Here is a 12980-nt window from a genome sequence, read left to right as displayed (position 1 = left end):
ATCGTTTAGCTAAGGTAAGAACGCAGCATCCATTGATGTTTCTCAAGATCACCACGAATTTTTATCAACATGTCAGAAGTTGGCTGATCCTTAATTTCCTCAGCAAGCTCGATGCCTTCTGTCAGCTCTTCAGAAATGGTAGCGAAGTCTTCAATCAGAGACTGAACCATCCCACGTGTATCTTCTTTACCAGTAGCTTCTTGAATCGTTGCCAATTCCAAATATTCTTTCATCGTCGCAGCAGGACTTCCTTTGATGCTTAGCAGACGCTCTGCAACTTCATCCATTTGCAGCGTCACTTCATTATATAGATCCTCAAATTTCACGTGAAGAGAGAAAAATTGTTCTCCTTTTACGTACCAATGAAAATTATGAATTTTAACGTACAGTACATTCAAGTTAGCAACCTGACGGTTCAAAATTTGTTCCAGTGAAGTTGTATTTACTTTATTAGATGCTTTAGCCATGAGATGATCCCATCCTTATCCTTTATATTTACCGGGCTGCTTAATTCTTCGTCCGGCAGCAACTTGTCTATTCTTAATTTACCCCTTAGCATGTACGACGAAACAAGGAGAACCCTTCCATAAACTTTCTGTTTAAATTACTCTCCCTAGAGACGCTCTCCATTATGTTCAAATTCAGATTCATGCAAAAAAGAACAAGAGGCCAGTGGCCTCTTGTTCTTTGGATTTTGTAAGATTGTTCAGTCAGACCATAAGAAGCAATGCATCCGAACCTGTCATACCAGGTACGATACCTAGACGCTCCGCCTCTATGGTTACAGACTCCAATGGAGCAGCTAACAGCTGTGACAGCGTGCGAACACCAACCGCCCTGGCTGCGATAATATGCCGATCACTGAGCCTCTCATTGAGCAGACCAACATCCAGCGCACCACACATAATATAACCTCGGCTTGTGTTGATTGAGAGCAGCGTTGTTTTCGGAAGCTTAACCTCTACCCCGATCAGCGTATGTTCACCTACGATAATGGGCTCTATAGTAACCAATAGCAGCACCTCCTTTATTCACCAACCACGATGTATATGTATGCTTCACTCCCTGCTGATGTGCAGTTGGTAGTCCTAGGCTTTTCGTAAAAAACACAGTACCTTGGTCCCATTTTCTCTAGTGTCAGGTATATGATTATTACTTGTTTAATGTTATAGTTTATTTACATTCTTATAATTGTAAAGAAATGTTCAAACAAAAAGCTGGGGGATCTATGGACGAGAAACTACAACACACAGACGGCAACTATTTATTTAATGTCGACATCCTGATTAATGCCCGTACCAACCCGCTTGCATTGCAATATCTGCTTGAAATGTTGAACAATAACGACAAAATCACAGATTTCAACATTAACTCCGGTCTTGAATTGGGGAGAACCATTGACAGCTTGCTTCGTTCTGCCAAACTAGCCTTGAATCAAAGCTCTGCACCTCCCATTTCATTTAAGCTACCACCAAAGACCACTAAAAAGCAGCTCGATAAACCGATAGATAAACAGGCAGAATTGCCTGCACAGCAGTCAGCTATTGAGACGCCAGCAGATGCATACGGGAAAATTCGTCAGTATATTCAGAACAACCAATTAGTACGTTTACGCGCGAATCGGTATGGAAAGCAAGTGTCTATGCCCTGTCGTATTTTAAATTTTGATGAAGATGCCAATTCTATCAGTGTCTACCATGTGGATGAGAAACAGGTCTATAGCTTTAATCTAAATGAAATCGACGAGTTTCTGTAAACGTATACGTTACAGATAAATAAGCATCCGCCCCTATACGGAACGGATGCTTATTTATCTTTCAATTATAACTTGGGTGCTTAAGATGCTTTTTTGCTGCGTGAGAATGCTTCCAAAACCAAGCATAACCAGCCTGCTATAAAGCATACACCACCAATAGGCGTAATCGCTCCAAGCACCTTAATCCCGGAGATACTCAGAACATACAAGCTACCTGAGAATAAAATAGTGCCTGCTATTAACAACCGTCCTGCCCAGCGTAACCGGGTACTTTCTCCCCATTGACCTACAACCAGTGCTATCAGAATTACACCCAGCGCATGTACCAAGTGATACTGTACACCCGTCTCATATACCTTCATATATTCTTCACTGATCACAGGTTTTAATAAATGAGCGCCAAAAGCGCCTACTCCAACTGCCAGCATCGCTAGCAAAGCCCCCCAGGCCATAAGTTTCCGTTGCATACGATTACAACTCCTTAATATTAGACTTCTTCTATCATATACGATTAACGGTTGCTTTTTCCAGCAGCCTTTATGAATTAGCCATAAACAGGGGTTGCTTTTTTAGCATCAATATGAAAAAGTGGATATTAACAACATTTCATTCTTATCTCTCAAGGAGTGCAACCTATGGAACTTAATTCTCTCTCAAAATCTGATGTGCCTACAGCAGAGGTAGGAAATCCCCAACCTGATTTGAGTCAGCCAGGTGCTGGTTCGTCGTCTTCGTATCAAAAAGTAGAACATGACTTACAGCACTCTGGACCTGGTATTGCTTCTTTCATCATTAGTCTCGTGACCATTATGGGTTATGCAGCCCTCTTCGTTTTCATTATTATGAAAGCTTCTTCCATGGTTAACGAGAACTCGAATCTATTAGCCGAATCATCGCAGTCCATCATGCTTCTTGGAATGACTGTTATTATTCTTTCAGCGCTTAATGTAATTGGTGTTGTCATCGGCATTATTGGGCTTTCCATCCGGAAGAGACGTAAGGTTTTCGGCGTTATAGGCACTATCATCAACGGTGTGATTATCCTACTCTTTATGCTGCTTATTACTATTTTCTTAGTCAATGCCGGGACGCTATAACGTTCATTTCTAATTCCAAGACAAAAGGGCTGTTCCTGAAATCAATCAGGAGCAGCCCTTTTGTTATTCATAAATGATAGCGTTTCTTTATTTTGCAAGTGACAGCTTCGAAAGTACACGCTGTTTAACTGTAGCATCGCCTTCCACTGCTTTTTCAACATATTCAAAAGCTACAGGATCATCCGTATTTAACTTCTCAATAACGCTCTCCATACCAGCTGTGATCTCAAAAGCCGTAGGACCTTCTTTGGTCTCAATCTCAACAGAATGACTATCTATTTGGCCGACGTAAACGCCTGTTCCTTTAAGAATTTTAGCTTCTGGATTTGCAGTAGGTTTGGGTGCGGGAGTACTTGGATTCTCTGTTGGTGCAGTGGTACTTGTACCTTCTGTAGGTACGGGTGTGCTTGTGGTCTCCTCTGTTGGTACTGGAGAAGCTGTTGCACTTGGTTCTGCAGATGGCTGTGCTGAATTATTAGTAGCACCGCAAGCGGTTAGGGCTAGCGTTAATGCTGCGATTGCAGCTATAGCGGGTAAGGAACGTTGTTTTTTCATGTTGACTGCCTCCTCTATGTTTAGCGGTTGTTTGCAAAGTCATTTTCTATAAGCCTACTCCTATAAACGTATCAACTCTGCTAAGGTTTCATAATACGTTATTTTTAGTAACTTCCAATCTTTAATAGGCATCCGCCGGATGCAGGCTTAAGCGAGATTAATACAATAGTGTTGAGCCTGATTTATCCCTAAGGAGTGGTCCCCTTGAGAATCGATATCGGCTGCGGATCCAGTAAAGAAGCAGGTTATCTCGGGATCGATCGTATCGCGGGTCCCAACGTAGATATTGTCTGTGACATTAGCCAAGGCATCCCTTTGCCGGACAATACCGCCGAGTTTGTAATGGCTAGTCGTGTATTACCTTATATCGACGATTTATCCGCGGTTATGTCGGAAATTCACAGAATTAGCACCCACAAAGCCATTGTTTGTATACTGGTCCCGTATGCCCACAGTTTTGTTCATATGTCCAATCCTACCTTTAAGCAGAAGTTTGATGAATATACTCCGAGATATTTCACAGGATCCTTTTTCCAGCCCCCGTCCGGTCCAGTATGCCCATCGATTCCTGACTATCCCATCCCGGTGCCGCCGTTCGATTATCGATTGCTGCGGATGGAGCTTTTCTATCAATACCCTTATGAAGATCCTCTTTATGAAACAGAAGAATTAGAAATACTAAAGACGCTTCAAGCCAATGTTGTGCATGAAATCATGTACCACTTCACCGTAATCAAAGAAGATATTTCTATTCATGAGCTGGAATTGATGAGTAGAGGGCATTACGCTGAACCGCGTGTTCTTATGAAACGCAGGCTAAAATCACACGATAGACAAAATTTCCTATAATTTATTGATGGGACATACAATAATACCCGAATTACATCATAGGCTAACATACAGGTATTAACTGTGCCGTCCTGATTATGGGACGGTTCACTTTTTTAAAAGCAAATTGACCTCGAAGGAGGTGAGAATCATTCCACTAGTCGTACGGGCAACGATCAATGCGACCGGTGCTATCACATTTACAGGCAACACACTTGGACTTAGTCGCTCCGATACGGTCGGAGTGCCAGGGACACTAGACAGCATCGGCGGTTTCACCACTGTTAACACTACATCTATTTTTGGCACCTATCCTAATGGAACAACAAGTCTTTATACGAGCAACAGTTCATCCGCTATACTGGTCCTGCCATCAGGCAGCACTGTGCTATATGCAGAGCTGATATGGGGCGGTACTTATATTAACGGAACTGTGAATCTCAGTGCGGCCATAAACAACCCAGTCTCTTTAATTACGCCTACCGGAAGTACGTTCAGCATAACTCCCGATGCAGCTACTAGTAATACTGTTGATTTGGGAGGTGGTGCTTCCGCATATGTCCGTTCTGCCAATGTCACCAGCATTATTTTACAAGGCGGCGCTGGGACCTACACCACTGGCGGTGTAGTTGGTACGATCGTTATTCCTAGTGATTCCACAGCTAATCATGCGGGCTGGACACTTGGTGTAATCTATCAAAATACATCCTTGCCCTTCCGTAATATGTCCTTACGGGCAGGCGCAATACTTGTACAGGCAACTTCTGCACCAGTCTCTACTACAATAACAGGCTTTGCAACTCCTATTACAGGTGCACTTGGAGGCAGGGCACTATTTAGCGCACAGGAGGGTGATGCGAATCGTTCGGGAGACCAGGCATTGTTCGGGCCTACATCAGCTACGCTTGTAGCTTTATCAGGACCCAATAACTTTGCCAACAACTTCTTCGCTTCACAGATTAACAACGATCTAGGTGTACTGGATACCACTGGAACATTCGGAAATCGCAATCAAACAAACGGAAATCCAGGCACCAACATTATCGGTGGCCGACAAGGCTGGGACATTACTAATGTTGACGTGTCGGCCAGACTTGCAAATAACCAGTCTTCCGCCATTTTACAATTAACTACCTCTGGTGATGCTTATGTGCTCAATGGAAATGCCATACAAGTTGATATCAACGCACCCAAAATAAACGTTACTAAAAGTGCCAATGTGACCGGACCTATAGTCGGGGATACGGTAACTTACACTGTCATTGTCAGTAATACAGGTACAGCGAGTGCGGCTAGCGTCGTTTTATCAGATGCGCTGCCAGCAGGATCAACCTTTGTTACCGGAAGCGTTGTAGTGGCCGGCGTCGCAAGGCCAACCTTTGATATTACAGCGGGAATCTCTTTGGGGTCATTAGCTTTGAGCACTTCAATAACAGTTACATATCAAGCCAAAGTCACTTCATTACCACCAAGTCCGCAGAATATCGCTAATACCGCAAATGCTGCCTTTACGTTTCAAAGTGTAGCCGGGGGCTCTATCATGACCGGGGTCATTCCATCCAATACAGTAACTTTACCCGTGTATTCGCCCATTCTTAGCATTATAAAATCAGCCAACACTGCAAATGCGACCGTCGGAGATCAAATCACCTATACGCTTCAAATCACCAACACTGGAAACATCGGTGCGCTAACGACACTTACGGATAACATTCCTACAGGAAGCTCTTATGTCGCGGGTAGTTTTACCGTCAATGGAACGCCAGTCGCTGGAAATCCTGCTACAGGTATTGCTATAGGGACGATCGCTGCTGGAGGTAGCTCTACCATTCAATTCCGTGTATTAGTGAACAGCCTTCCGTCTCCACCACAACTGGTCGACCAAGCAAGCGCTGCCTATACCTTTCAGGTTCCAGATGGGCGAATTATAGCTGGATCAGCCTCATCCAATACATTGTCTATTCCAGTTAGACTCCCAAATGTTACCGTGGTCAAAAGCGCAGGATTTGCTGATGTCGCTGTCGGCGATACACTCCTTTATACTTCCGTGATCACCAACAACGGGATTGAAGCAATTACTAACGTCACCCTTACAGACACCATTCCTGCAGGGACTTCGCTGGTTTCAGGAAGTGTTACAGTTGCGGGGACGTCACAACCCTCTGCAAATCCAGGAACAGGGATTACTGTTGGTTCAATCGCTGCAGGAAGTTCGGTTGCCGTCACCTTTCAGGTCAATGTTATCTCATTACCTAGTCCATCACAGCTATTGAACAAGTCTACGGCATCCTACAGCTCAGGAGCCTTTACTGGCATTTCGCTTTCCAACACGACTACGACTCCGGTATATCAACCCATCATTCAAATTGTCAAAAGCTCGAACACCGCTAGTGCAACAGTAGGCGGCAATATTCTTTATACATTAAATGTTCAGAACTCTGGAAATATTGGAGCAGCTGTAACCTTAACCGACAATATTCCCTCAGGGGCAGCCTTTGTATCGGGTAGTGTAACTGTAAACGGAGTCGTACGACCAACAGACTCCCCACTTACGGGTATTAATCTAGGTACAATTGCCTTTGGAACTGTTGTGCCCGTAACATTTCTGGTCTCTGTCCAATCTCTGCCTTCACCACCTGTTCTGAACAATCTGGCCAGCAGCAGTTACACTTACCAATTACCAAGCGGTAGATCCTTATCCGGTACTAGCCAATCAAACACTGTTAGCATCCCTGTCTCTGCTCCAAACATTACGCTAAGTAAAACCGCAAGTGTCGCTGATGTCGCAGTCGGCGAGAATCTGACTTACACAGTCGTAGTGTCCAACACAAGTAGCGTAGCTGTGAATAATGTCGTCGTCTCTGACCCCATCCCTACGGGAGGCACTTTTGTAGCAGGGAGCGTTATTGTTGGAGGTTCATCGGTACCAGCCGCAAATCCAAGTACTGGAATATCTATCAGTAGTATTGCGGCAGGCAGCTCTATAACGGTCTCTTTTAAAGTGAATGTTTCTTCTTTACCAAATCCATCGCAGTTTGCAAACAGAGCTAGTGCTTCTTTCACATCCGGTGCCTTCACTGGTTCCTCACTATCGAATACGGTAGTAACACCTGTGTATCAACCGATCATTAATATGGTCAAAAGCGCGAATACAGCTCAGGCATCTGTAGGGGGATCTTTGTCTTACTCGATCCTCATCAGCAATACCGGGAATATTGCAACCACTCTACTATTAACTGATAATCTTCCACCTCAATCTGTATTTAACGCGAACAGTGTAATTATTGGCGGAACACCTTTACCCGGATATAATCCTGTAACCGGAATCCCTGTAGGCACATTGGCACCAGGTGACAGTGTATCCGTGAGCTTTCTGGTCACGATAACAGCATTACCTCCTTCACAGATGTTGCTGAACTCCGCTTCGGCAACTTATAGCTTCACCCTCCCAGACGGGCGTCAACTCGGAGGAAATGTAGTGTCCAATACGCTCTCTGTCCCTGTTTCCGCACCTAACGTCAGTGTCGTAAAAAGCGTAAATGCTGCTACCGCAGTTACAGGTGATATCCTTACATTCACCTCTGTATTGACGAACAACAGCATTGCTACAGTAAGCAACATCATTCTCAGCGATCCTCTGCCTGAGAATGTAGCTTTTATTCCCGGAACCGTAATTGTAGGTGGCATTACCCAGCCGCTAGCAGTTCCGTCCGCCGGCATTCCAATCGGTAGTCTGGGTCCAGGCGCCACAGCTACCGTAACATTCGAGGTGAGGATAACGATGCCGATACCATCACAGATTAATAATCAGTCATCCGTCAGTTTTACATCCGGTGTATTCTCCGGTTCTTCTTCATCTAACATTACCAGCACACCAGTCATTCAGCCACAGATCTCCTTATTAAAAAGTGCCGTGGATGGAAACGGTAATGTCGATGCTTTAGTTGTCGGTGATACCGTAAACTATACGGTGGTTGTAAGTAACGCAGGAAATCTAGCAGCAAATGTAACCCTAACCGATAACATTCCAGCTGGAACCGTCTTTAATCCTAACAGTGTTATTGTCGGTGGTATGCCGCAACCAGGTGCAGCGCCAAATACGGGCATAGCTGTTGGGAGTGTCGCACCGGGAGCCAGTATTCCTGTTAGCTTCTCTGTAAGTATCGTTTCCTTACCATCGCCACAACAAATCAGCAATCAAGCTTCTGCAAGCTTCACCTATACCCCTCCTGACGGTAGGCCCTTAAGCGGAACTGCCGTATCAAATACAGTCACACTACAGGTCTCTGCTCCTAATATCGTAGTTGTCAAAAGCTCAACTTCAACTTCTGTTGCGGTCGGAGATACAGTCATTTATAACGTAAATATTACAAATAACGGTATAGAAGCTGTCAATAGCATAATACTTAATGATCCTACGCCTGCAGGTGCTGCTTTTGTAACGGGTAGCGTATCCGTGAACGGAGTACCTTTTCCAAACCTGAATCCTTCTTCGGGGATATCAATTGGTACCCTAGCGCCTGGAGCTTCAGCTCTGGTTGCTTACAGCGTTACTGTCACCTCTGTTCCTCCTACTGCTACACTCATCAATAAAGCATCCGTAACCTTTACATCAGGTGTTTTTTCCGGTTCGACTTTCTCTAATACCGTTACCATCCCAGTATTCCAGCCGAACATCTCCGTTGTCAAAACATCAAGTACACTTAATGCTACTACGGGTGACGCTGTCAGCTATACTCTTACCGTAAGTAATACTGGTAACTATCCAGCAAGCTTAATCATTACGGACAATATCCCAGCCGGCACTACCTTCGTTACGAACAGTGTGCTCATTAATGGACTCCCATTAGCGCAAGCAGATCCGTCTACAGGTATTCCTGCAGGAGTTATTCCTCCCGGTGGTACAACAGCAGTAGTATTCACGGTTGATATCACCTCACTACCCACTCCTCAGCAGCTGGTCAACCAGGGTACAGTAGCGTATAGCTTCACTTTACCTGACGGCCGCACACTTGGTGGTTCAATCCTATCTAATACAGTTACCATCCCTGTCTCTTCTCCAAATCTGGCTGTTGTAAAATCTACCCCAACCACAGCAACTACTGTTGGAGACACGATCACCTATTCTGTTACGATTACCAATAACGGAATTGAACCGGTAAATAATGCCGTCTTCACGGATGCCCTTCCTGCGGGTACTACATTTGTATTAGGCAGCGTGCTAGTCGATGGTGTACCTCGTACGGGGGTTAGCCCTTCCACGGGGGTAACTTTGGGAAGTATTGCACCAGGTGTAACCGTAACTGTAGCGTTCACAGTGAATACAGTCTCATTGCCACCCTCAGGCCTACTAAATAACCAGTCAACGGTCAGCTTTACCTCAGGCGTCCTCTCAAATGTAGCCTTTTCTAATATTGTATCAACACCTATTTACTTACCGATTTTAGCCGCAGCAAAAAGCTCGAATTCAATTCAAGCGACCGTCGGAGATACCATTACTTACACGATCAATGTATCCAATACAGGAAATTATGGGGCTTTGGCTACTCTGAGTGATACCATCCCGTCTGGAACAACTTTTGTGCCAAACAGTGTGCTTATTCAAGGTGCTCCAGCTCCTGGAGCAGATCCTGCCGCTGGCATTCCACTCGGTGTTATATCCGCAGGTGCAACACTGTCTGTCATGTTCTCCGTACTCATTTCTACACTACCAGCAAGCCAGCAGCTTATAAATCAAGCATCGGTAGCATTTGCTTACACCTTGCCTGATGGGCGGACATTTAACAGCTCGATCAATTCCAATACGACAACTATTTCAGTATCCTCACCAAATGTGATCGTAACAAAGTCTTCACCAGCTACAGATGCCGTTGTTGGCGATACTATTACCTACAACTTGACGGTTACCAATAGTGGAATAGCCAATATTAGCAATGTAAACATCAGTGATCCAATACCCGCGGGGTCTACTTTTGTTGCTGGCAGTGTGATCGTTAATGGCACTCCACATCCTAATGCCAATCCAGCGAATGGTATCTCGCTTGGCACAATTGCACCGGGCGTTACGGTCAATATCTCGTTCAACACTATCGTCAATGTACTGCCTAATCCTGCAACGCTAACCGATCAAGCTTCCGTCAGCTTCACATCTGGAGCATTCTCGGGATCCTCTTTCTCTAATACGCTTGTTATTCCTGTATATCAGCCAATTATCGTTGTTGTCAAAAGCGCGGATAGAACTGCAGCAACGGTCGGAGATACGATTACTTACTTCCTGAATGTAACGAATACCGGTAATCTCATAGCAAATGTAGTCGTATCCGATACAATTCCTAGCGGAGCCATCTTTGTTCCAAACAGCGTGCTCGTAAATGGAGTGCCACAACCGGGCTCCGATCCGTCCGCTGGATTAAATATTGGAGCAGTTGCTCCGGGAAGCACGGTAACAGTGACCATAACCCTGCAAGTTACTGTAGCCTCCCTCCCTTCACCGCAGCAGTTAGTCAATCAAGCTTCAGCAACTTTCTCATTCACACCACCCGATGGACGTCTGCTCACCGGAACTTCACTTTCAAACGTCCTAATCATCCCTGTCTCTTCTCCGGATGTGAGTGTCGTTAAGAGCACTACCTCTATAGATGCCGTTGTCGGCGATATCATCACCTATACCATTGTTGTTACCAACTTGGGGATATCAGCAGTCAATAACGTTATCATGGTTGACCCTATCCCAGCAGGCAGTCAGTTTGTAACAGGCAGCATCACTGTAGACGGAACCCCACGACCTAATGGCAGCCCGGCTTCCGGTATTGCCATTGGAACGATTGCTGCTGGTGCTTCTTCAACCATCACCTTCCAGGTTCAGGTAGTAGCATTATGATTCCCGGCTCACGTACCCAGCCTGTCGTAACCAATCAATCCATGGTACTCTTCAACTCGGCAGCGGGTGTTGACGGCATTGTCTATTCCAATACCGTTAACACCCCGGTCGTGGGCCCCGTGCTTTCATTGCTGAAGAGTACAGACAAACTCCATGCCTCATTAGGTGACACTCTGGTGTACACCATTCAAGCTTCTAATGATGGAAACACAGAAGCTGTGTTAACGGTGTATGACATTCTTCCAGAGGGTGTATCCTTTATTTCCAACAGCGTGCTCAGAGACGGTGTGCCTCTCCCAGGGGCTACACCGTCTTCGGGCATACCGCTAGGTTCTATTGCTCCGCAAAGTCAAGTGAGCATCGCCTTTCAAGTCGTCATCATTTCACTGCCGTCTCCACTAGTGCTGCAAAATAAAGCGCTAGGCCGTTTTTCTTTTGCCACACCGGAGGGAAGAATCGTTAACGGAGATTTATATTCTAATACCGTACTAGTATCTTTACGTTCCTATCAGCTATCTACCTCGTTGTCTGCAAGCACTCCAACTTCTTTTATAGGGGATGTAATTACCTACACATTGCGGCTCACGAACGAAGGAAACAGCCTATTAAACCAAATCATCGCAACGATACCTATTCCGAACGGAGCCCTGTTCATTCCAGGGAGTGTCATTGCAGGTGGAATCTATTATCCAGAATCAGATCCTACGCAAGGAATATTACTCGGTCAACTTGATAAAGACCTAAGCATGGATATTACCTTTCGCGTCCGAGTGACAGAGATCCCTTCATCCTTGGACCTGACTAATCGTGCAGCTGTAACTTATACCGTCGACGACAATCCCAATACAACCGAGAGCAACACCGTCGTTGTCTCACTTGTTCTGGCAGGCGTCACCATCAGCAAAAGAGTAGATCATGTTACAGCAGCTCCAGGTGACAACCTAAGATATGAGCTAACAGTAACCAACAGCGGGAACTTGGCCGTAAATGCGGTTCTGACCGATGCTATCCCTTCGGGCACTCTTTTCGTATGGGATAGCGTTCTCTTAAACGGAGTGATGCAAAAAGGCGCCCCTCCTGCAGATGGCATTCAGCTAGGCACATTAAGAGGCGGAACTTCAGCGGTCGTGGTCTTTCAAGTGAGCATACCTGCGGCTATAAACATTCATGCCATCGCGGCCGTACAAAACCATGGCAGTGTTCAGTATACTTTTGTGCTCCCGGACGGACGAACAGTAAGACAAACCTCTCGTTCCAATACCGTTACTACCTTAATTGTCACACCTGTCATTTCTCTCGAAGCTCATGCAAAGCCGACCCTAGTGGAAGAAGGAGAGCATGTCCAGTGCTGGATCTCCCTAACGAATAGTGGGAATTGGCCTGCAGAAGTATCCCTTGATCGGCTAACGCCGGAGGAATGTCTTCTTGATCCTAGCAGCATTGTGATTGACGGAATTCCAAATCCGCAATCTTCATTTGACGGTATCTTGTCGCTTGGGACTGTCAAAGCTGCTGCTACTGTAAACATCCATTATTTTGTCCGGGTAAGTGAACATGTACTGGGTCGTTTCCTTAAAGGCTTAGTAACCGCTCAATATTTTTTCAATCTTGATGGACGTGAATACTCTGGAGAGAGCCAATCGAACAGTTATACATTGACCGTGGAAGAGATCAGTGAATAAGAAATCACATATCCCCCATCCCCATGAATATACTTTAGTTACAACCCAAGAAGAAACGACGTTGTCGTCTTTAAAGACGATAACCGTTTCTTGTAGAAATATAAGGATAATGTATAGGGTGAAACTTATACTATCTTATATTTTCAAAACATCACCACAAGTATTTACTTTGCAAAAGGTTC

9 protein-coding genes are annotated in these 12980 nt (G+C 45.2%); 5 read left to right on the top strand and 4 right to left on the bottom strand.

Going from position 1 to position 12980, the window contains the following annotated elements; genetic code table 11:
- Nucleotides 1-5 precede the first annotated feature (5 nt).
- Nucleotides 6-467 carry a Dps family protein gene (locus QNH28_RS08640; RefSeq protein ID WP_283911006.1) on the bottom strand — a complete coding sequence of 154 codons (462 nt, stop codon included), beginning with the start codon at nt 465-467 and terminating at the stop codon, nt 6-8.
- A gap of 243 nt (nt 468-710) precedes the next feature.
- Entirely contained in the window at nt 711-1013 is a 303-nt protein-coding gene (locus QNH28_RS08635; protein WP_283911005.1) for a YunC family protein, read from the bottom strand.
- 188 nt (nt 1014-1201) lie between these two features.
- Between QNH28_RS08635 and QNH28_RS08630 the strand changes: the two genes are divergently transcribed.
- A complete protein-coding gene (locus QNH28_RS08630) occupies nt 1202-1756 on the top strand; it encodes a hypothetical protein (RefSeq protein ID WP_283911004.1) in 555 nt (184 codons plus the stop codon).
- Nucleotides 1757-1836: 80 nt separating this feature from the next.
- On the opposite strand, the gene QNH28_RS08625 is transcribed toward QNH28_RS08630, so the two are convergent.
- A complete protein-coding gene (locus QNH28_RS08625) occupies nt 1837-2223 on the bottom strand; it encodes a DUF423 domain-containing protein (RefSeq protein ID WP_283911003.1) in 387 nt (128 codons plus the stop codon).
- A 168-nt stretch (nt 2224-2391) separates the two neighbouring features.
- Between QNH28_RS08625 and QNH28_RS08620 the strand changes: the two genes are divergently transcribed.
- Nucleotides 2392-2853 (top strand): hypothetical protein, encoded by a 462-nt coding sequence (locus QNH28_RS08620; protein ID WP_283911002.1) that lies wholly within the window; start codon nt 2392-2394, stop codon nt 2851-2853.
- 87 nt (nt 2854-2940) lie between these two features.
- Here the strand turns inward: QNH28_RS08620 and QNH28_RS08615 are convergent, their stop codons facing one another.
- Nucleotides 2941-3408 carry a LytA/YqiH family protein gene (locus QNH28_RS08615; RefSeq protein WP_076284187.1) on the bottom strand — a complete coding sequence of 156 codons (468 nt, stop codon included), beginning with the start codon at nt 3406-3408 and terminating at the stop codon, nt 2941-2943.
- Between the two features lie 204 nt (nt 3409-3612).
- Here QNH28_RS08615 and QNH28_RS08610 point away from each other — a divergent pair, with 204 nt between their 5' ends.
- The 3 genes from QNH28_RS08610 (at nt 3613) to QNH28_RS08600 (ending at nt 12798) form a co-directional block, all read left to right on the top strand.
- The gene (locus tag QNH28_RS08610; protein WP_283911001.1) at nt 3613-4257 is read left to right on the top strand and encodes a methyltransferase domain-containing protein; all 645 of its coding nucleotides are present in this window, start codon (nt 3613-3615) and stop codon (nt 4255-4257) included.
- Nucleotides 4258-4363: 106 nt separating this feature from the next.
- Nucleotides 4364-11116 carry a DUF7507 domain-containing protein gene (locus tag QNH28_RS08605; protein WP_283911000.1) on the top strand — a complete coding sequence of 2251 codons (6753 nt, stop codon included), beginning with the start codon at nt 4364-4366 and terminating at the stop codon, nt 11114-11116.
- Nucleotides 11113-12798, top strand: a complete 1686-nt coding sequence (locus QNH28_RS08600) for a DUF11 domain-containing protein (protein ID WP_283910999.1) — start codon at nt 11113-11115, stop codon at nt 12796-12798. Before QNH28_RS08605 ends, QNH28_RS08600 begins: the two co-directional genes overlap by 4 nt.
- Nucleotides 12799-12980: the final 182 nt, after the last annotated feature.

It is taken from the genome of Paenibacillus sp. G2S3, from assembly GCF_030123105.1.
GTDB lineage: Bacteria > Bacillota > Bacilli > Paenibacillales > Paenibacillaceae > Paenibacillus_AQ.
Note: the sequence above shows the minus strand (reverse complement) of the source record. Positions and strands in the feature narration are given on the sequence as shown.